Annotated in this window: 15 protein-coding genes; 4 read left to right on the top strand and 11 right to left on the bottom strand. The window is 49.5% G+C overall.

Annotated features, from left to right (window positions below):
• Positions 1 to 741: 741 nt before the first annotated feature.
• The 4 genes from rlmD to AC58VC_RS33895 all read right to left on the bottom strand — a co-directional run bounded on the left by rlmD (position 742) and on the right by AC58VC_RS33895 (position 4489).
• Entirely contained in the window at positions 742 to 2220 is a 1479-nt protein-coding gene (gene rlmD, locus AC58VC_RS33910) for a 23S rRNA (uracil(1939)-C(5))-methyltransferase RlmD (protein WP_497375686.1), read from the bottom strand.
• Between the two features lie 41 nt (positions 2221 to 2261).
• The gene (locus AC58VC_RS33905; RefSeq protein WP_497375685.1) at positions 2262 to 3266 is read right to left on the bottom strand and encodes a diacylglycerol kinase; all 1005 of its coding nucleotides are present in this window, start codon (positions 3264 to 3266) and stop codon (positions 2262 to 2264) included.
• A 17-nt stretch (positions 3267 to 3283) separates the two neighbouring features.
• A complete protein-coding gene (locus AC58VC_RS33900) occupies positions 3284 to 4051 on the bottom strand; it encodes a sirohydrochlorin chelatase (RefSeq protein WP_497375684.1) in 768 nt (255 codons plus the stop codon).
• Between the two features lie 147 nt (positions 4052 to 4198).
• The gene (locus AC58VC_RS33895) at positions 4199 to 4489 is read right to left on the bottom strand and encodes a YerC/YecD family TrpR-related protein (RefSeq protein ID WP_497375683.1); all 291 of its coding nucleotides are present in this window, start codon (positions 4487 to 4489) and stop codon (positions 4199 to 4201) included.
• 235 nt (positions 4490 to 4724) lie between these two features.
• Here AC58VC_RS33895 and AC58VC_RS33890 point away from each other — a divergent pair, with 235 nt between their 5' ends.
• Positions 4725 to 5450, top strand: coding sequence for an aminotransferase (locus AC58VC_RS33890; RefSeq protein WP_497375682.1), 726 nt, complete (start codon positions 4725 to 4727; stop codon positions 5448 to 5450).
• 46 nt (positions 5451 to 5496) lie between these two features.
• Here the strand turns inward: AC58VC_RS33890 and AC58VC_RS33885 are convergent, their stop codons facing one another.
• Together AC58VC_RS33885 and AC58VC_RS33880 are read right to left on the bottom strand one after the other, a co-directional pair.
• Entirely contained in the window at positions 5497 to 10929 is a 5433-nt protein-coding gene (locus AC58VC_RS33885) for an S-layer homology domain-containing protein (protein ID WP_497375681.1), read from the bottom strand.
• 30 nt (positions 10930 to 10959) lie between these two features.
• On the bottom strand, positions 10960 to 12144 hold the full coding sequence (locus AC58VC_RS33880; RefSeq protein ID WP_497375680.1) for a HupE/UreJ family protein: 1185 nt from the start codon (positions 12142 to 12144) through the stop codon (positions 10960 to 10962).
• Positions 12145 to 12453: 309 nt separating this feature from the next.
• Here AC58VC_RS33880 and AC58VC_RS33875 point away from each other — a divergent pair, with 309 nt between their 5' ends.
• On the top strand, positions 12454 to 14604 hold the full coding sequence (locus AC58VC_RS33875; RefSeq protein WP_497375679.1) for a helix-turn-helix domain-containing protein: 2151 nt from the start codon (positions 12454 to 12456) through the stop codon (positions 14602 to 14604).
• Positions 14605 to 14641: 37 nt separating this feature from the next.
• On the opposite strand, the gene AC58VC_RS33870 is transcribed toward AC58VC_RS33875, so the two are convergent.
• Together AC58VC_RS33870 and AC58VC_RS33865 are read right to left on the bottom strand one after the other, a co-directional pair.
• Positions 14642 to 16030 (bottom strand): ABC transporter substrate-binding protein, encoded by a 1389-nt coding sequence (locus AC58VC_RS33870; protein WP_497375678.1) that lies wholly within the window; start codon positions 16028 to 16030, stop codon positions 14642 to 14644.
• A 91-nt stretch (positions 16031 to 16121) separates the two neighbouring features.
• Complete coding sequence (locus AC58VC_RS33865; protein WP_497375677.1) at positions 16122 to 17207, bottom strand: DUF3048 domain-containing protein; 1086 nt, start codon at positions 17205 to 17207, stop codon at positions 16122 to 16124.
• Between the two features lie 477 nt (positions 17208 to 17684).
• On the opposite strand from AC58VC_RS33865, the gene AC58VC_RS33860 reads away from it, so the two are divergent.
• Complete coding sequence (locus AC58VC_RS33860) at positions 17685 to 18098, top strand: thiol-disulfide oxidoreductase DCC family protein (protein WP_497375676.1); 414 nt, start codon at positions 17685 to 17687, stop codon at positions 18096 to 18098.
• 12 nt (positions 18099 to 18110) lie between these two features.
• Here AC58VC_RS33860 and AC58VC_RS33855 read toward each other — a convergent pair whose 3' ends face one another.
• A complete protein-coding gene (locus tag AC58VC_RS33855) occupies positions 18111 to 18911 on the bottom strand; it encodes a DODA-type extradiol aromatic ring-opening family dioxygenase (RefSeq protein ID WP_497375675.1) in 801 nt (266 codons plus the stop codon).
• A 462-nt stretch (positions 18912 to 19373) separates the two neighbouring features.
• On the bottom strand, positions 19374 to 20003 hold the full coding sequence (locus AC58VC_RS33850; protein ID WP_497375772.1) for an N-acetylmuramoyl-L-alanine amidase: 630 nt from the start codon (positions 20001 to 20003) through the stop codon (positions 19374 to 19376).
• A gap of 444 nt (positions 20004 to 20447) precedes the next feature.
• On the opposite strand from AC58VC_RS33850, the gene AC58VC_RS33845 reads away from it, so the two are divergent.
• Complete coding sequence (locus AC58VC_RS33845) at positions 20448 to 20576, top strand: hypothetical protein (protein ID WP_268894310.1); 129 nt, start codon at positions 20448 to 20450, stop codon at positions 20574 to 20576.
• Positions 20577 to 20657: 81 nt separating this feature from the next.
• On the opposite strand, the gene purD is transcribed toward AC58VC_RS33845, so the two are convergent.
• Complete coding sequence (gene purD, locus AC58VC_RS33840; RefSeq protein WP_497375674.1) at positions 20658 to 21917, bottom strand: phosphoribosylamine--glycine ligase; 1260 nt, start codon at positions 21915 to 21917, stop codon at positions 20658 to 20660.
• Positions 21918 to 21987: the final 70 nt, after the last annotated feature.

The raw sequence follows: 21987 nt of genomic DNA, 5'->3' as shown, positions 1-21987 counted from the left end.
ACAATTGAATTGCTAAAGATCATCTTTAACCAAGCATGATTATGAAGCAATTACCAGTTGATGTTCTGATCATTTATCCAACAAACCAGTCGAAGATATTCCAGACCCGATTTTACCTTACTTGTCCCCTGCTCTTCTATACAAACTGATGTGGATATTCCCGTTGTATCAAGTCAAAACAATCGAAACAGACAATGTAACAATAATAGTTTTCTACTCTAGCGAGTATGACCTCTGATTGAATCCTTCCCTACACCCTCAGCCAGTAGAACTATCAGAAACTCTCGACCAACCTGTTTTAAAAACCCTACTATGTCAATGTCCTAAATAGTCATCTCAAGCCCCCTCCCCCTCAAATCCCCCAAACCCCTTGTCCCGCCTGGCTTTAACGCTCTTCCCCCTAAATCCCTGTTCCACTCTGAGCAATTAAAGTCGTCTTACGAATCGGATAAAAGTCGGGGGCAAATCGGAGAAAATCGGGGTAAAACGAGCAATTAAAGTCGACTCAAAGGCAGGGAGAAAAGCAGGAGAAGTACAGGGGAAAAGAAATGGATTAGGGGAAGTTCATCGGAGTAAAATATTGAGGAATGCCTGTTATATCAAGGAGTCTGAGGAGTTCAAAGTCCTCCCTCCCCCCTAAATCCTAGCCCCTGATTTAAAGAAATAGCCGAGGAAAACAGGAGTGGATACCTGAGTTTCGCTCGGCTGGTGAGACGACTATTTAGGCGTTGAGATGACTATTTAGGACTTGAGATGACTTTGAGAGATATTCACATCATACCTCACCAACAAAGCCACCGACTCCACATGCACCGTATGCGGAAACATATCCACCGGCGTCACCTCCGCGACGCCGTAGCCCCCATCAACCAGCACGCGCAAGTCGCGAGCCAGTGTCGATGCGCTGCACGACACATAGACGACGCGGCGCGGCTGCAGCTCTAGGATCGTCGCAAGCAGCGCGGCGTCGCAGCCCTTGCGGGGCGGGTCCACCACGATCACGTCGGGGCGAATGCCCTGACGTGTCCACTCGGGGAGGACCACTTCCGCAGGGCCCGCTTCGAAATGCACGTTCGTCATGCCGTTGAGCTCGGCATTCTTCCGTGCATCCGCGATCGCCTCTTCGACGATCTCAACGCCATAGACCTGTCCCGCGCGCTGCGCCAGGAACAGGGAGATCGTCCCGATGCCGCAATAGGCATCGACAACGACTTCATCGCCGGTCAACCCGGCGTACTCGAGAGCCTTCCCGTACAAAACTTCCGTCTGAACGGGGTTCACTTGAAAGAAAGATCGCGCGGAAATGGCAAATTTCACATCGCCGATATAGTCATAGATAACCTCGCTGCCCCACAGGACGCGAGTCTCATCCCCAAAAATAACATTCGTCTGCTTCACATTAATGTTATGGCAAATGCTCTTCACTGATGGCAGCGCAGCCCTAATACCATCAATCCACTCGTCCACACGCGGAATCGTGCTGCCGTTGGTCACCAAGACGACCATGATCTCGCCCGTGCGGAAGCCAACTTTGACGACGACATGGCGCAGCAGTCCAGCATTACGCTCCTCATCATAAGCACGAATGCCCAACCTAGCGCCAATCTCCTTCACCCGAGCAACGACCTCGTCGTTCGCCTCATGTTGGATCAGGCACTCCTCCATATCGATGATGCGATGGCTACCCTGCGCATAAAATCCGCCAATAAGGCCGCCACGCTCTTCCCCAAAAGGAACCTGCGCCTTGTTCCGGTACCGCCAAGGATCGGACATCCCCAGCGTGGGATGGACAACAATGCCCTCAGATGTTTCCGAGCTCACATCCAGCTTCCCAATCCGCTGCAAATTATCCACAACCTGCTGCCGCTTCACGCGAAGCTGCGCCTCATAGCTCAGGTGCTGCAGCTGACAGCCGCCACACTCCTCATAAATGCTACAAACCGGCATAACCCGCTCCGCACTCTCTTCCACCAATTCAAGCAGCCGCGCATACCCATACTGCTTCTTCACATGCTCCACCCGCACCAGAGCACGCTCACCAGGCAGCGCACCAGCGACAAAAAGGGTAAAGCCGTTCACACGGCCTACCCCTTCCCCATCATGGCTGATCCCAATGATCTCAGCCTCGTATTGCTGTCCGATCTGCACCGGCAGATCCGCCATCCAGGCCGGCGCTGCTTTCGGAGCAGAGGACTTCGTTCTTCTATCTTTTGTTCTCATAATTCCCTCACTCTTGTTTCTACCATTATTTCGCGCCGCCATTATTCCCTATGAGGTGGAAAAGGTTGCCCCTCTTGCTCCTCATCACTTTGCCGCTCCTTCAAATGAAACGGCGTCGTCAACGTCTCAATCAGCGTCTTCTTATAAATCGACTGACCCGACTCATCGACAATGATCTGGAGGTGACTCTTCAGGTTCGTCATGACGCACGGCAGCGTGCCGCCGAATTCGCCATCCAAGTTCAACTGGACGTAGTCCGGAGAATTAATTTCGATATGATTCGTCTGAAAATAAATCAGATTCGGATCACTTAAGTGCTCTCCGCGCAGCGCGAGTGTGACCACTCGGATAAACTCCGCAAGATTACACTTGCGTAGTATTAGAACATCAAACAACCCGTCATTCATTCTAGCTTCCGGAACGAGCTTCTCGAAGCCGCCGACCGAGTTCGTGTTGCCAACAAGGAACATCATGACTTCATCGTGAAACTCGAGATCGCCAGCTTTGACGTACAGCTCGATAGGCTTGAGCCTAGGCAGCTTTTCGAGTCCCTTCATATAATAGGCCAACTGACCGATCATGGTTTTGAGTTTACTCGGGACTTCGTACGTTAACTCAGTCATCGAGCCTCCGCCGGCGATATTAATGAAGTAGCGGTTGTTGATTTTGCCTACATCAATGTCGGTCGTGTACTGCTGGATGATCAGGTCGCAGGCCTGCTCCAGATTCTTGGGAATGCCGAGCGCGCGGGCAAAATCGTTGGTCGTCCCCAGCGGCAAAATGCCCAGCGGCGGCCGCCCGTCTCTCTCGGCCATACCGTTCACGACTTCGCACAAGGTACCGTCTCCGCCTGCGGCGATAATAAGATCAAAGCCACGATTCACAGCCTCAGCCGCGGCAAGTGTGGCGTCCCCTTCACCGATTGTCGCGTGAGCGGATGTTTCGAAGCCGCCGCGCTCTAGGCGCTGAAGGATTTCTGGCAGGCGTTTCTTCATTTCTTCCCGTCCAGAAGTCGGGTTATAGATCAGTCTTGCTCTTTTGACCATTGTGTCTCATCACCTGTTCACCGTCTCGAATTTGCGGAAGCAATCTGCTTCTCCATCCACTTGGAAATTAGCGGACTTGGCAGCAGCGCCCGTCCATTATATTTATATGCAAATCCCTTCAAACGGGAAGGGACTACTTGATTCGTGAAATAGCCCTCACTCAGAAAAAGCGGCGCCACAATAACAGTATGGCCAGGCTTCTTAAGCGCCCACTCTGTCATCTTAGCATGCACTTGATCCGGTAACAGCATAGCAGCATCCGCCTCGTCAAAGCCGCCTAAAGCTTTCAAACGCTCAGCTAACTGCTCTAAGCCATGAAGCCACTTCTGATGAAAGCCCTCTTCTTGACTCCCGTGCCCAATCAGCAGAAGGATTTCCTGCGTTGGCGATTCAGACAGTTCCTTGATTTTCGCATACATAATCTCAGCAATAACAGGATCGTCATCAATTGGCGATGTAAAATGAATCCGTGCCTTGATATCAAAAGGCTTCATGTCCGTCTCCAGCAGCGGCTGTTCGATGACTCCCAAGGCGTAGCTGATTTCATCAATATGTGTACTCCCAGAGGACACGAACAGGGGAACGACGATGATATCCGTCACACCTTGCGCCTCCAAGCTATAAATACCGTCTTGAATCAACCGACCTTCCACCAGCTCCAGATATGAGGCATAAATAGGAACGTCTGCCGGCAAATGAACCGCAGTTACGGCTTCGTCAACGAGGTCAACCCAGCCTTTATCCCTTGATCCATGGCTTATAACCAGGACACCAACCTTACTCATTATGTTCTCCCCACCCGTTCTATCCATGGCTACAATCCTATGCTAACGAAAGTGTTCTCACATGTCAATTGAGCCCTCAATAAACAGGAAAAATCCCGCATTACACTTGGTAATGCAGGATCTTAAATTCTTTTATGATACAAATGATTAACGTCCTAAACGATCTAATGTCAGGATATAACCGTCATTGCCATAGTTCAAGCAGCGCTTAACCCTGGAAATCGTAGCTGTTGATGCGCCAGTTTCCGCTTCGATCTGATTGTACGTGCAGCCTTTGCGCAGCATACGGGCAACCTCTAGGCGCTGGGAAAGCGATTGAATCTCGTTCACGGTGCATAGGTCATCAAAAAAGACGTAGCACTCCTCTATATCCTTAAGGGTCAGTATGGCCTCAAAAAGTTGGTCTATTGCTTTATCATTTAATTTTTTTAATTGCATACGTTATCAACTCCTGGTAGAAAGGCATGTTAGCTTAATATAGTAAGCTCCTGAGTATCATTCGACACGCCCGCTTTAAATCCTCCCTTTAGGATTGCGAAACGTTAAAATTTCTATGCGTTAATGGGATGAATTGTGACAAATATCTAGGACCCGTGACATTCGTCCATACCAACGATAGGCAAGTGACATATCCTGTAGGAGACAAATCTGATAAAAAGGATCGTGAATCCCAGTGAATAACCCTAGACAAATCATTGGTAATGGCGGTAAGCGTCCTGAAGTGCATACAAGAAGCCTCACAACTTTACCTCCGCAACTTGGTGATGATCGCGCATTCGGTCAGTATCCCGGCTTAGGCGGAGGCAATTCACTTGGGGATTTCGCTCAAGGCGGAGGTCTCCCTACTCCTTTCCAAGGAGGCGGTGATTTCTTCGGAGGCGCTGGCAATGTCGGCGGTGGTGGTGGATTTTTTGGCGGCGGTGGCGGCGGTAATGGCGGTAACGGCGGACTGTTTGGCGGTGGCGGCGGTGGTAACACCGGTGGTGGTGGCGGCTTCTTCGGCGGCGGTGGCGGCAATGCCGGTTCCACGGGCGGTGGCGGTGGCGGTAACTTCCTCAGCAACCTCCTAGGAGGAGGCGGTGGTGGCGCCGCTGCAGGCGGCAGCTCTAACCCGCTGAGCGGTCTCAACATGAAGCAAATCTCTGGCTTCGTTGAGCGGATGGGCGGCATTGACGGCATCCTCGGCACGATGGGCAAGGTTCAGAAGTTCATGTCCAGCTTTCAGCAAATGGCTCCAATGGTGAAAACGATCTTTGGCGCCATGGGCAAAGGGAAAGTAGCCTCGGGAGACTCTGTTGAAGTGTTCAAACCGAAGCGTAAACGCCGTAAGAAATCCGGGTCAGCCGGCAGACGCAAAGGCGGTTCCAAATCTGGAACAGCTAAGCGCAAACGCAGATAGTGAAAAAAGGCTCCCCGTCTTTTCAGACGAAGGAGCCTTTTCATTTCTACTTTTTCAATGTTCTTAGAATGAGGGCAGATGCTTCCGCGCGAGTTGTTAATCCTTGCGGCTTCAATGTACCGTCCTCATAACCGTTCATGAACCCTTTGGAGGTTAACGTAGCTACTGCCGCTTGTGCCCAATCAGAGATCGCAGCGTTATCGGTGAAGCTCGTATTCCCTGCCACTTTGTCCAAATGAGCGGCACGAACTATGATTTCTGCCATTTGCTCACGGGTAATGAAATCATCCGGACCAAATGTTGTATCTGTGTATCCTGTGATAATGCCTTGCGCTGCAGCTGTGGCGATCGCGTTCTTCGCCCAGTGGTTCGCAACGTCAGCGAATTTATTGCTGCTGCCTTGCTCGTTTAATTTCAGGAATTTCACCACGATTGAAACGAATTCAGCTCGTGTGATGCGGTTTTCCGGTTTAAATGTGCCATCTTCATAACCGTTAATGGATCCCGCTTTCACTAGTTCAAGAATGTTATTTTCTGCCCAGTGTCCTTTGATATCAGTCAAATTAACGGTACCAGAATCAGGTTTTGTCTCTTGTTTCGGGTTAGAGATAACAGCAAATTTCGTAAAGTGAGTAACAGAACCAGTTACGGTACCTTTCACTTTATCAATAACAATGTTATCTAATTGAACCCAAGCTTTCGTTGTTTCATTAAACCAATACAAGCTAACATCTGACTGTTCTAGATCCACTTTGCTTTTATCATAAGGCAATGTGATTTCGATAGCTTTACTAAATGTACCTTCTTTGTCTTTCTTAATTTCGAACACATCACTAATCAGCTTAGATGATGGGTCTACCGGCAGCGAAGCTGCATCGGAAATTTTAGCTACTGTAACCTTAATGTCGCTTGGTATCGCACCTTTTGGAATGACAATCTTAGCGCCTTCCAAAGTTACTGTACCACCGTCCATAGGGATCGTTGCTTCCGTAGGACTCGCTGGCACACTTCCACCACCACCACCGTCGCTTGACTCTTCTTGATGACTAGTATTGAATTTCCAAATATCGGATTGTCTCGATCCACCATATTGATCTTCTGCGAGAGCGTACCATTGATAGGTCATATTTAGAGTAAGGTTCGGCCATGTTACAGAGGCAATGTCCCCGCTTTTCACACTCGCTACGCTTCCGATCGTTTTGTTCGTATACACGTTCACACCGATATAATCTGTAGCTACACGTTTAGTTACAGCATCCAAATTCAGATCCAGGCTGAATTCGTCTTTCTCAGGTATATCATCATAGAAGTTGTAGTCGTCCAAATGAGGCGAATAAGTCTTCATGTTGATTTTGCCGTTTTTCAAATCAAATTGCATCAATCTCATATATCCAAGTCCGCCTTCAGGCGCGCCTTGGTAGTCCGCTAGCATTTGATACACATTGCGATCTGGCACGCCATCGCCGTTATCGTCGATTGGATCGACTTTCAGCTCAGCGTCATGATAGTGACCAGATAGTGCAGCAATTACGTTCTTATTCGGCTTAATAACACGTTCGAAAACTTTTTCCGCCATTGGCGCGCGGTTATTGGAAACGAGCATGAATTCATGGAAGTTCAGAATCGCTTTGCGGTTCGGATACTTTTTCAACACTTCGTTGATCCAGTCAATCTCTTTGTCTCCATAACCCCAACCCATGTATACGACGATAAAATCGTTACCGTTCGAGGAAATTAAGTCATAGTGACCGCGGTTGTTATCGTAAGATTCGCCGTAGGTCGGTTGGTTTTTGAAACGATCCTCACCAAACCACTTGTCGTAATAGCTGTAATCATTATCTTGGTGGCCTACGTCATGGTTACCTGCAAGCACCCCGTAAGGGATTCCTGCCGTTTCCAAAACTTTCATATCTTTATCGGCTTCAATCCATTGGTACTCTTGGTCGGCATTATCAACGATGTCGCCGGTATGAATGACGTATTTAATTTTGTTGTCTTCTTTGTGATCGGAGATCCATTTCACCATTTTTTGATAGATATATGGATAGCTCTTGGAATAGTACTGGGTATCGGACATCCACACGAAGGAGAAATCATAGTCGCTATCAGCGGCTTGATCCTGCGTGACGGCAATTTCGTCCTGCACCATCACTTGAATTTTCCCGCTATTGGCATAATCGCCGGCTTGAACGCTCGCTTTCAGCTCGAAATCTTCGCTGCCCGCGATAACGGTTTTCAGTTGACTCCACGCAAGCTTGCTTGGACTCCATGCATACAAGGAAACTTTGCGGCCTTCCAGGGACTTCCCTTTCCAGTCAATGACCACTTCGTCCGTTTTTTGAACCGCAGGGTCTAACGCGACCTCAAAACGTTGATACGGGAATTTCTCGACAGCATCATCGGTGAGATAGTTGCCGTCAACACTGCTGATTTTTCCATAATCTTCAGGGGTCATAGCCGCTTCAGTTGCAGGTTTCTCCTGCTTCGGAGGTTCTGTATCCGCAGCGCCGCGATAGCCTGTGAACGTTCCCTGTGTGCTTGCATCGTATTTGAAGCCTTGATTAAACGTGACTTTCAAATCATCATTCATCGGATCGCTTACTTTTACGCTAAGTGAAGCTGAGTTTTCTAAGCCAAACGCTCCTTGACCCGGACCGACTTGTACTGGTATATCCGGCATTTCATTGGGTACTTCGAAATTAACAGTTACTTCCTTCACATTACCAACTTTATCCGTTGCCTTAACATTGAAAACATGCTTTCCGCTCGGCAGTTGAGCAGATGAAGTAACCATCGGCAGCGTGATCGGTTGCTCGTCTAATGTAGCTTCAACCTTGTCTACCCCAGCTAATGCATCCGTTACGTTCGCATCGATTGTGAAGTTACCACGGTACATTTTCTCCTCAATGGAAGGCACCACAACAGGAGCTGTATTATCCACCTTTATGTTGGAAGTAACCGAACCGTATGTCGTCTCACTAACCGTAACCTGATGATCACCATCACTCGTTAAAGTCGTGTTCCAATCATGTGCTTTGGAAGCCAGCTGAGTGGATGGAATGGCGAAGTTGAAATCAATCACCGGTGACAGACCAGAAGAATCCCCAATTTTGATTACCTTGTTAGGATCGCTATATTTCGGGTCATAGACGACCGTACCGTCTGCGAAAACGAGGCGTACATTCTTCACTTCGAAATTGTCTTTATTCTCTGCTGGCCGATCATCAAACGGTGAAGCCTTGGAACCAGCGCGAATCTGGAACGCGTTGCTGCCTTCTTTGAGCCGTTCAGCCTTTAGTGGAATGGATAATGTTTTGTAGCTATTAATAGGGTCTTGGAAAATCGACAGAATTTCTTCCCCTTGGGTAATACCGTTTTTGAAATAGTAGTTCACGCCCATTACTTCAAAAGCGAAGAAGGCATCATGCTCCACGGCATGATAAGTCGACTGCTGCGTCAGATCGCTGCCGTCGATAGCAAGTTTCAGGCTGTCCGGATTGACGCCTTCGCCTGTTCCTTTCAGCACTTTCGTTTGCGAGACGATGTCACCGTCTTTCACGTTCAAGCGCAGGTTGGAATGGTCGGAACCACCTTGAATTTGAACACGCTTCGTCTGAATGATAGTCTCATTCGTACCGTCGGAAGCAGTGAAATAATAATCCAAGTAAGAGTTTCCGATAAGCTCTGGCGAATAAATCATATAATGGTACAAAGTATCCGCGAAGCTCTCTTTCAAGTACCTCTTGTTGTATTGGGACTGCTTGTCCGTTTTATAGTAGAGGGCTACCGTTTTGAGCGATGTTTCGTCCTTAGCCTCTCCGATAATTTCGAGATCTAAGGCTTGATCGATTGCACTCTCTTTGGTCAGATCCTTGAGCGTAGGCTTAAGTGTATCCGGCGTGACGTTCACGGTCTGTGGTGGCACTTGACCCGGCGTTATACTTCCCGGAGTAGCTGCGACTGCGCTGGATTTGACCATTGTGTTGCCGCTCGTCGGGAATTTATAGACAATACCTTTGTTGGTACTGACATCGTCCTTACCATAATAAGCTGCCGAAAGCTCGATGCCTGTGTTCGTAGCAATCACGAGACCGCGGTTGGAACCATTCGCCATCCCATCGCTATGCACGCGCACGATGTTAGTGCCTTCAACCAGATTCGTGCCATAGTTGGCATTGAAGTCGGCTACTGGTGTATTCATGTTCTGATTGTTGATAATCCAGAAGACGAGCGTGCCCTTCGAAGGAATCATCATGTCTTCTTTGTCCGCAGGCCATGGAACGTCTGCATCTGGACCTGAATCCGTGTAACGGTAGACGACTTTATAGTCTTTAAAATTAACAGGTTGATCCGTATTATTATAAACTTCAATGAACTCATAACCGTCCGCCGTGCCCACATTCGTGGAATCCGGAACGACTTCGGTCACCATAAGCGGTGGAACTTTTGAATAGTCGGATTGATCAAGCGTAATATTTACGTTGTAAACGTTCGATCTCACCGTGCTGAAACCGTCATTCGCTTGAATGTAGTAATTCAATTGGCTTTCAGTTAGCTTGTCTTTAGTAATGACAGCTTGATATTGATTACTGCCCGTCACTGTCATAGGTACGGATTCATAGCTCGATTGGGATGCCAACTGATAATACACGGCAGCAGATACTGTTTCATTCTGCTCTGTGTTAGCAACCTGAGCTTGCAAGATCAAGTCGTTCTTCTGATCAGCTTGGTTAACCGGCGTATGGCCGATGACAGGAGGATCAGAGAAGTACAGCGGAACAGGCGGAACCTGAGTAGGGTCGATAGTCCCTGGGGTCGCAGCGGCCGCATTATCGTCGGTCGCTGAGCCATACATCACCATGTTTTTCGTTCCATCCACTGGAAAACGATAGAAAATCCCTTTTTCCGGTTTCGTTTGTTCATCATTTTGGTAGCTGGCAACCGAGATATCCGTGCCGTCTTTCTCTTGAATGACCAAATCTCTTGGGCCGCCGTTGGCCATGCCGGCACCGCCGTCAACACGGAAAAGGTTCACATTTTCTTGCAGATTTGTTTGGAAGTTCTGATTAAAATCCGATGCTTTCAGATTTAAATTAATACCTTTATCCGTATTCATCACCCACAGGACGATCGAGGATTGCGCAGGAATCTTCATGCTCCCATTTGGGTTCCCATTCTTATAAGGCGCCCAAACGTTGTTCGTTCCTGGAAAGCGATACACCAGATTGTAATCTTTGAAGTCAAGCGTTTTGTTCGTATTGTTATAAACTTCAATAGTTTCATAAGCGTCTGCACTGCTGATATTCGCTGTATCCGGAACAAGCTCCGTAATCATCAGCTTAGGTAATTTCGAATAATCAACCGCGCTGATTTGCGCGTCATTCTCTACGGCATTTGCCCCCATAGGGGTCAACATGCTGAACATCATACCGGCTATGGTCGCGCCGGATACCCATCGTTTGAAACTCTTTTTAACCAACTTGATAACGTCCCCTCATCACAAAAAATTTTATTGGCTAATAATGCGCTCAATCAACCAGTAAAGCCCGAACACCCCAATGATCCCGGAAGCGTATTGATTCCATTTAACTTGCACCGGCAAACGTTTAATCCACAGAAGCACTGGAATCACAATCGCTACGACCACAAGCTGTCCAATTTCTACACCCAGGTTGAATGAAAATAAAGGAAGGGCCATATGTCCAGACAACGTTCCTCGCAGCACCTCGGCAAATCCGAATCCGTGCACAAGGCCAAACAACAATGTAACGATTACGCGCGCACTTTCTTTTCTCTTCCATATATTCTCTACAGCAATATACAGAATGCTAAGCGCAATTAAGGGTTCGACGATCTTCGGTGAGAGATAAGCGACCTCTAGAGAAGATAGGACTAGTGTAATGCAGTGACCTATTGTAAAGGCTGTAATCAATCGCACTATTTTCCATACCCTTTGCTCAGCAGCTAGCAGGAGGCCAAGCACGAACAGCATGTGATCAAGCCCCGACCAAATGTGCTTCATCCCCATGAGGACGTAAGTCTTGAGCGTACTCACCCAAGAAGTCGCCGCTATATTCACGGCAGGCTTCGCATCAAGGGCTGCAGGTGCTGCCACTGCTGACGGATTTCCAGCAGCTGCGCCAGGACCTTGAATCTGCACAATATAATTTTGACTGCCAAGTACTTGCTGGATGGTTTGTCCACCGACCTGAATCGTGGCATAGTTGCTATGGTTTACATCGACCCCGCTGTACCAGAAGAAATTGTACTGCATCAGATATTGCTTCACAGGAGCAGCGAATTTATATCGGATATCCATACCGATCATTTCCATCGTGGCTCGTTTCTCGTGCTTTACAGCGGTAATAACCCCTGATCCAACTTTCCCGTCTCCCGTTACGATAAGCCCGTCATCAACAAGCTTCGTTAGAGCTTCAATGGAACTCGACAATTGTTTATCGCTAATCTTGTCTCCCCCATCCGGTTTATCCGGGAAAATATGAACGAAGTCAGCCTCCAAAATCGACAGGTGGTATTGCACGGTATCTGCACCAACCTTGATATCGGAATACCCCGCCGAGGATGCATGAGCTCCCACTGAACCGGCTAAGGTCATGCATACGATTACCGCTAAAGCAAAAGCAAAAAAGCTCTTATAGATGTTGGTCACGGTTCTATCACGCATGTGTTTCATTTCGTTCCTATCCCCTCATTCATCAACTGATCTTGCTCATTCGAACCTTAACTTGCCTCTCCTCCCCATGAGCCTCGTTCGTTACCTGCCCATCATATCTAGAGGGCCGTTGCCTTGCCTATACACATGATTTTCGATCCTTCCCCATTGTTTCGATTGGTTTTTTAAGCTTTTATGAACCGCCTCATCGGTAAAAGTGCAAAGCTTCCAAAAAAAAGCCCATACCCTTAACAAGGATAATGGTCTACAATTAAAGGTATATAAATCGCCGGAAGTCAACAGCGTAACGATCAAAGGGGCCTGCGACTTATGACTATTTTTTCATTAAATAAATCACTATTTCGGTCCGTATTAACCAGCTTCATCGTTCTGATTCTGATCTTCTCCTCTTTTAGCCTGCTCATCTTCTGGATGCTAAAAAGCCACCTTCGCAGCGAGATGATCGAACAGAATCACCTCACTTTGCAGAAAGTGGCGGAACGTTATCAGTTTCAGTTGGATAAAATCAGGGAGGCCCTTTTCAAGCAATTCACAGATAAAGATGTCATTACCCTTAACAATCAAGTGATTCTTAAGAAAGATGCCGAGACGCTCACCACTCGTCCCATTGTTCTGGACATCCAAAGCATCGTAGGTGATTCAGAGCTTTATCTGGATAATATGATCCTATTGTTTCGTTCTGCGAATCTGGCTATTAATAAATTTGGTCCAGGGACGAACGAAGAATTGTTTGCAAATCTGTATGCCAGCCAGCCATACCCGCTTCCTTATTGGCAGTCGCAGTTTCAACGTACGGAGAATTTCGTACTTCATCCTGCCACAGCCTTTGGGGCTACAACCGCTGATCCAACGGCCAAAACATTGATTCCTTATTCCATCAAGCCGTCACTGGCTGATAATATGTTGATCGCCATGATCGACGCCGATCGTTTGCGGGACGCGCTTCTCAAGGAGAATCCCGATCTGGATTTAACCATTATGGGACCGGGGCAAGACCTTATTTATCAGACCAATCGTAGTGGTAGTAAGCTGCCAGAGTCACTATTGTCATCCCCACCCGCTGAGCGTGTGTATCTGCTAGAAAACGGGATTTATTATGTCGATTATCAAAATGAAGACAACCTGCATTTCATCATGCGGGTTACCAACCCTGATTTTGCAGCCAAAATCCTTCGTTTGGATAATCTCGTGATCATCCTGCTTGGCATTTCAATCTTTATCGCCTTCGTTGTCTCGATCTTTTTCAGCAAACGGATCAATCATCCTGTACGCCAGCTGCTTAAGGAGAAAGGTCAAATTCAGCAGGAGCTGAAGGATCAGCAGTCCGAGCTAACTAACTATCACTTCATCAATAAGTTAAAAAATATCAATATGGAATCGGGTGAGTGGCCGCACATTCAGGGTACTGAGGAAACCTACACCATCGTTCTCTATGAGCTTCGCTTTCGAGCAGCCGCTTTTGTTGAAGCCCCGCTGAGCAAGGAGCAAATCTCACAGTCGACTGGTGCGCATCTCAAACGGTTTGCGGATGAAACCATTCCTGACTCCCATACCTTTCAGATCGAGCATCATCAGTTTCTATCTGTTTTTCCCGGCAATGAAAGGGATCGTATCCTAGCTATGCTAGAGCAGTTGAAGCAGGTTCTCGATCAAGATAAGTGCTACTGTTTAGTAACGGCGGCTGTAAGTTCTGCGTTTGAGCATTCGATCCAGTTCGGATATGCCTACCGCCAAGTCAATGAAATGGCCATGCAAGCTAGACTCCTGGATGAAACGCAAACGATAACCGAGTTCCGCTCGGATCGCTCTACTTATGTCTTAACGCTTGCTCAGGAGCAGGATCTAACCGCAGTACTGAAGGCAGGCAAGGAGCAGGAAACGCTCGATCTCATCCTTCCATGGCTGCAAGAGCTTGACCATAAAGAAGCGTCTGTAGATGTGTTTAGGCATATGACGCTTGCTGTGACTGACAAGGCCAAGATGGTGCTAGAGTTCTACAAAGTTCAAACAGAGTCCTTATGGCAGCTTAAGCCACTCCTGCTCCAATTAGAACAATGCTGTACGCTCGAGGAATACCAGATAACGTTCCAGGCTTATTTCCGTGCCGTGACTCAGATCATCCGCGTGAAAAAAGAAGCCAACGATCCCATCGTTGACCGTGTCCTGCGTGTGATCCATGAGCAGTATGCTGAGGATCTCTCGCTCGATGTACTGGCCGCTCAACTAAATCTTAGCACTTCCTACCTCTCGACCTATATCAAAGAGAAGACAGGTGCCAACTTCATGGAACATTTGCATGACCGAAGAGTGAACAATGCGAAGAAATTGTTGCATGCGACCGACTTGAACATTCAAGAAATCAGCATTCAAGTGGGGTATCGGAACATCTCTTCGTTTAACCGGATGTTCAAAAACCGGACAGGCTCATCCCCCGGCGAATATCGCAAAACAAAGCTATAAGAAAAAAAGCATCCCGAATCGGGGTGCTTTTTTGCGTTTATTTCAATATATGATTATATGCTTCTATTTTCGCATTAATTTCGGTTGCTGCCATATCGAGTGCTGCCTGCGGCGATTGCTGGCCGCTCAGAGCCTGATTGACGGCTTCCTCGGTAAGCTTCCTTGCGTCGGGGTATACACCTAGAACGCCGCCTAACGTCGCTTTATTTAACTTCGAAGCGTTATGTTGATCGATCGCCGTCTTGAACTGCGGGTATTTCTTCATGTTCTCCTGCACAATCGGCAGCTCATACGTTTTCTTCGTAATTGGAAAATAACCTGTATTCACATGAAAAATCGCTTGTTGTTCAGGCTCTGACAAATACTTCATGAACGTCCAAGCAGCCTGCTGCTCTTCCCCGGACTTACTGTTCATGATCCAGTTGCTCCCGCCTCCGACCCCCACGCCGCCACTCGCCGTCTCGGATGCTTTGGGAAAAAAGCCTGTTCCGACTTCGAACTTGCCTTCAACCGAATCCAGGATATCACGCAATGCGGCCGTTGTATCGAAAATCATAGCAACCTTCCCCTCGGCGAATGCTTTCTTCGAGGTATCCCCTTTGCCTGCCGAGTAGATGGCTACGTTGCTGTCCACAAGTTCCTTCCACCAAGCAAGCGCCTTAACACCAACTTCGCCATTCAACTGCCAAGCGGTAGCTAGCCCATCGCGGCCATTGCCGTTATTAACCAACTCTTCCCCTTGATTGGCAGCAAACTGTTCCATATACCAGCTGTGTGTACCAAAATAAGCGCCTGTTACGCCGCCTTTTGTCAGCTTAGTCGCTGCTTTCTTAAGGTCCTCATACAACACGGGCGGCTTATCCGGATTCAGCCCAGCTGCAGTGAACAAATCTTTGTTGTAATACAAGATCGGATTGGATGCGTTAAAAGGCATCGAAAACAGTGTGTTGTCCACTGTATAGTAATTGATAATAGCTTCATCCATTTGGGACGTATCGTACTTCTCCCGATCGATAAATTGCTGAATCGGCGTAATAGCCCTAGAATCGATCATAAATCGGGTTCCAATGTCATACACCTGTGCCATTGTAGGGGCAATGGTTGAACCGATGGACGCTTTCAACTTGGTCAGGCTATCGTAATAGGACCCCTGATAGACGGCTTCTACCGTAATATCTTTATGCGACGCATTGAAGGCAGACACGAGTTTGTCCACCACTTTGCCATTCTCGCCGCTCATCGCGTGCCACCAGACGACTTTCGTAACCCCAACCGTCGCTTCTGACGCTGCTTCTGCAGCTCCAACCTTAGTTCCTCTAGCGTTTTGGTTCCCCCAGATTGTATAGCTAATTCCGAATATGCCAAATAGCAGTAAGATAAATACCGTATAAATGGGTACTGAAACTTTACGTTGAAATTTGTTCATGATATTCCCCCCCATGACTTTTAATCATAGGGGATCAATGTATTAGCATGATTATTGGAATGTTAAGAGATTGTTAAATCTGCAATCTGCGTTACTCCATCTTAAGCGCCGTTCCCTCCGGCACAATCTGCACCCACGTGTTACCCGGCAGCAGCGGCACTTCTTTGCCATCTTCTGCGTAGGCACGCAGCATGCCGTTTTTGCGTTCCCAAGTAATCTGCTGGGATTTGCCTTCTTGCAGGATGACACCTTTGTTAGGGCCGAATACGTCTACCTCACGGCGCCCTTCTTTGTCTACGATTTTGTGCTTGCTTTCCAGCACGAGCAGATTCTTGGCTTGCAGCTGCTTGCCGGTCTCCTTATCGAGATGCGGCTTGCCCTCCATGCTGCGCATGTACACGCCTTCAGCAGCATTGTATTCATAGGAAGCGAAATACCCTTGCAGATAAGGAATCAGAATATAATGCACGGCAGCGCCGGTGAGTTTACTTTGACCATCATCCTTGGCAAAAGTGAGCAGCGGTCCGTTCCACTCGGAGCGGAATTTGCGCGCCTCGGCACCCTTTTTCATTTTATCCACAGAGGTATAGAGATTGTGCGGAGCCTTACGTTCCGTCGAGCGCCAGTAGTAGGCGCCATCGCCGTAGACCTCATCGAGATGCGACAGCTTGCGTCCTGCCATCATGTCCATCGCTTCCTGGCTCCAGCCCGCGTGAACGATAACAGCATCCAGCGCATCGCCGATCTCTACAAAATAAGGCCGAATGCTGCGCACCGGACCGATCGTTTGGGCCTCGTGGCTTTGGAACACGGAGACGAATCTAGTAATCTCGCCTTCTGCGAGAATTTCGTAGACGATGTCAGCCTGATCGAGGCCTGTTTGCGGCCTGGCTTGGGGGGCATTTTCGACCATGACCATGAAAGGACGGGTCTTCACTTCTTTGGCGGAAGGAAGCCCGGTCAGCGGGAATTTGTAGGGCAGCTCTGTTTCTACCGCCGTAGCCGCAGGCTTCGTGGCTGGCGTAGAAGCAGATGGCGTTGCTGCTGCGGTGTCTGGCGTTGTCGTTGGCAGGGAAACAGGTGTATCGCTGCAGCCGGCAATGGTTAGGACAGAGCAGCCGAGGACGAACCAGGCGCTGAGAGTTCTTTTGCGACGGGATAGGGACAATGATTTCATCAATAGGCACCTCTTCTCTTCATCTATTGTTCTATGAAATGTATATGCTAGGCAAGAGAGAAATAGAAGACTTTTTGAGTCGCGAATCGGATTGGCTGCAGCTGGATGCGCGTCCATCGATAATTAGGTATAGTAGAGGAGAAGGATAAGTGGCGGCATGTTGCCGGCCAACATCATGTAGAAAGTACAGTAAAATCCGGCGCTTACCGCCAATTTCGCGAAAAAGATGCAAAACATACATCTCTTTGTGTGATTCTGGAGCGTATCGAGCCAATTGGGCTGATTTACATGTACAAAATGCAGGTATGACTTATCAGCACGCCAATATCAACAGATTTGCTGTACTTTTTACATCATCTGCTTGGGCTAGGAGTCCGGTGAGGAGAACCTAGCTGGCTATGCAGTCAAGTTCAGCTGCAGAACTAATGCATGCAGCTATCCCAAAGCAGCCAACATCCATCAAAGGAGGCATCGCCCATGACCAAGCCCGCTAACGGAACAGCCGTCATTCTGTTTGACGGCGTCTGCAATTTATGCAGCGGAGCTGTGCAGTTCATCCTGCGGAACGACCCGAAGGGCCATTTCCGCTTCGCGTCCTTGCAGTCGGCAGCCGGGCATAAGCTGCTGGAGCAGCACCGGCTGCCCACGGACAACATCAGCACCATTGTGCTGATTGAGGGCGGGCGCGCCTACACCCGCTCGACGGCGGCGCTGCGCATTGCCCGGCGGCTGCGCGGCGCTTACCCGCTAGCGTATGCGGCCATCGTCATTCCGGCTCCGCTGCGGAATCTGGGCTATGCCTTCATCGCGAGGAACCGCTATCGCTGGTTCGGCAAGGCCGAGCACTGCATGCTGCCGAAGCCAGAGTTCAAAGAGCGATTCCTCGACTAGCGCCGGCGGCGCTTAATCCAGGAATCGCTGCGGCTTCTTCAAGCCGCCGAACATCCAGCAGCACAGGCTGAGCGTGCCCATCTGGAAGCTGTGATGCAGCAGCTTCGCTCGTCGTGCGCCATCTGCCGCACCCAGTGCCAGCAGCAAAGGCGCAAAATGCTGCGGCGTCGGCACCGCCACAGCCGCATGCGGCGCTCTTTCGTCGTACCTCACGAGCGCCTCAAGATTCCACGTTTCGAGCTGCTCCGCCAGCCACTCATCGAATTCCACCGCCCACAGCTGAGGTACCGGATTATTCCGATCCAACCGGCGCAAATTGTGCACGGTCCCACCGCTTCCGAGGATGAGAACATCCTCCTCTCGCAAGGGCCCGAGCGCCGCACCGATGCGGTAGTGCTCTTCCGGCGTCAACCTCGGATTCACCGAGAGCTCCACCACTGGAATCTGCGTATCCGTGTACATCATGTACAGGGGCGCCCATACCCCATGGTCCAATCCTCGCTCATCATCCAATTCACAGCGGATGCCTTCCTCTTGAAGCAGCTGCTGAATGTGCAAGCTCAGCGTCAAATCGCCTCTAGCTGGGTACTTAATGCTATAAACCTTTTCTGATACTCCCGAAACAGGATAGATCATCTCCGGATGAATCGCTGAGCTAATCGTCTGCACAGGACTCTCCCAATAAGCGCTGAATACAACGACCGCTTTGGGCCGCGGTATGCTCTTCGCCAGTTTGTGCAAAAACTCGGTGTAAGCATGCTGCTCAATAGCCAAATTCGGTGTTCCATGTGCAATAAAAAAGGCTGGCAGCATGACAAATCACCCCTTCGTCCGGATTGGAAACATTTTACCAATATTCTACAGTATTCTCTACTGTTACAAAATAAAACCCAGCAATATCATTCCCCAGTTATGAGAGATATGGCAGCACCTGCCTGCCCACTCCTTGGATTTACTCAGGGAGTTTGTCTTCTATTTTCAAGGGCCGTTGGATGAAATCCAATGAATGAACGATTTTGAGGTTACAATCTTACTTTTCGTTGGACAGAATCCAATGTAACCTATGAATTTCGCCTTTTTAGAGCCTCATAAAGCTCACCCTATTGGATTTCATCCAATCAAATCAAGATTTCAACTACCATATCCGTCTTTTCGTTGGATTCACTCCAATGAAACCCTCTAGCTGGTGGGCTGGTTAGTGGGCGGCGAGTGGCGGTGAGTGGCCGGGCAGCAGGCGGCGGTGGCAGGTAGCTGGATGGCTCAATGGCTAGGCGGCTATCTGGCGAGCGAACGAGCGCTCAAAAGCTGTTCAATACCATCTGGAATACCGACGGCGAGCTTTTGCTGGTACTCGGCTTCCGACAGCCGATCATCTTCTTCAGGATTCGTCATGAAACCGAGCTCAACCAGCACGACTGGCACCTTGGACCAGTTAAATCCGGACAGGTCGCTGCGCGCCGACAGCCCTCTGCCTGGCGTCCCTGTCGCAGCCTTTAGCTGCTCGGCAATGAAACCGGCAGCTTGCCGGCTTTCCGCTGCAAATGGCTTTAGCGAAGCTACGCTAGCCGATGGATACAAAACCGAAAACCCGCTGGTTTTCGGCGAGCTATCCCCATCCGCATGGATGCGTACAGCCAGCGCCGCACCAGCCTCATTAGCCATATCCGCGCGCTGCTTGTTGGACATATCGACCTCGTGCGACTCGCGGGTCATCGCAACTTCGATGCCTCGCTTCATCAGCTCGGCCTTGATTAACTGCGAAACCTCCAGGTTCAGCACATATTCTGGTTTCTTCGTACGGACGCCGACGGTGCCGGAGCTGACCTTTGGTTTTGTCTCTCGCGTATCCGGGCCTACGGCCTCGGGCGCGTTGTTGTCCTGACGCTGATGCCCCGGGTCCAGCATCACCAGCTTGTGCACCGCAGCTAGCGATTCCACTGGCGCTGGCGCTGACCTCGGCTCCTGCACCGCTGGTGCCGGCACTTGCACCGGCTGCGCCGCTTGCTGCACCACTGACGCTGCCTCTGGCTCCAGCCCCTGCACGGCTCGCTCTGGCTCTCGCACCGCTGCCGCCGGCGGCTCAGGCGTCGGCGCAACCGCCGCAGCTACCGGCGGCACGCTCACAGCCGGCGCTTCTACCGCCAGCAAGCTATTCGCTTTCCCTACACCAGCCTGCTCGCCGCCACAAGCAGCGACCAAGCCAACCAGCAAGACCGGCACCGCGACCAACTGCATCGCCCTTTTTCCCACAATCATCACACCGTTCTCCCCTATCTGTCCATTAACCATGCATGAAACGCACAGCAGCAGCCAAAACTATTCGAAAGGCACACCCAAGGAGGCAATCGCATGAACACCCTCTGGCACTTTATCGTGGATAACTGGATATCACTAGCGCTCATCGTCGGCGTACTCCTCGCCATCTGGTATGAATTCAAAAACAAAGACAAATATATCCGCGGCGGGAAAGATAAGTAATGGTTTGCCCCTTCCCCCTCCCTACAAAAAGCAAAAACACAGCCCTTTCCCGCAAGAAAGACACTGTGTTTTTTCATTGTTCTATTTCAAAGCTTTCATCGCAATATCCGTCCGGTAGTGCTTCCCGTCAAAATGAATCCGGTCCGCATCCGCATAAGCTTTCTGACGAGCTTCGATAATGTCTTTACCGATGCCTGTGATGCCCAGAACGCGTCCGCCATTCGTCACGATCTGCCCGTTCTCCAGAGCTGTTCCTGCGTGGAACACGAAGGAATCCTGCACATTCTCAAGCCCTGTAATCGGCAAACCTTTCGGATAAGGCCCTGGGTAACCGCCAGAAGCGACGATTACGCAAACCGCTGCTTCTTCGCTCCACTCGATTGGCTGCTCAGCCAACGTTCCGTTATTGATGGCAAGGAAAATATCAAGCAAATCGGTTTTGAGTCGAGGTAAAATAACCTGCGTCTCTGGATCGCCGAAGCGCGCATTGAACTCGATAGTTTTCACACCGTTCGGAGTCAAAATCAGACCCGCATAAAGCACGCCCTTGAACGGTCGGCCTTCTTTAACCATCGCATCAGCAGTTGGCTGTACAATGTTCACAAGCGCTTCCTGCACAATAGACTCAGGGATATGCGGCAGCGGTGAATACGTGCCCATTCCGCCTGTATTCGGTCCTTTGTCATCATCATAGACAGGCTTATGATCCTGCGAAGGCACCATCAGACGAACCGTAGAGCCATCTACGAAAGCAAGCAGTGACATCTCTTGCCCTGTCAGAAACTCCTCGATAACCACACTCGCGCCGGATTTGCCAAACACTTGATCCACCATTATATCGCGAAGCGCCGCTTCCGCTTCTTCCATCGTTTGCGCAACCGTCACGCCTTTACCAGCAGCTAGTCCATCCGCTTTGATAACGATTGGCGCTTTTTGCGAACGCAGGTAAGCAAGAGCCGGCTCATACGCGTCGAAAGTCTCGTACGCCGCCGTAGGAATGTTGTATTTTTTCAGGAGCTCCTTCATAAATACTTTGCTTCCTTCGATGATCGCTGCATTCGCGCGAGGTCCGAACGCTTCAATCCCTTTGGACTCCAAGTGATCCACAAGACCTGCTGCGAGCGGATCGTCAGGAGCAACCATAACAAGGTCAATTGCCTGCTCTTTCGCGAACGTGCTGATCTCTTCGAATTGAAGTTCCGTAATCGGCACACATTCCGCCAATCCTGCAATACCGCCGTTCCCCGGTGCGCAGAAAAGCTTGCTGATTTTCGGGCTTTTGCTCAGTGCCCATACAATGGCATGCTCGCGCCCGCCTCGTCCAATAACTAATACACGCATCTTCTTGTCACCAGTCCCTTTCATGGGGAATGCCCACGTTCCGCACTCGAATCGTGAGCATTCTCAGTTG

The sequence above is a fragment of the Paenibacillus sp. J22R67 genome (genome assembly GCF_059692175.1).
This window is presented reverse-complemented; position numbering and strand designations above follow the sequence as displayed.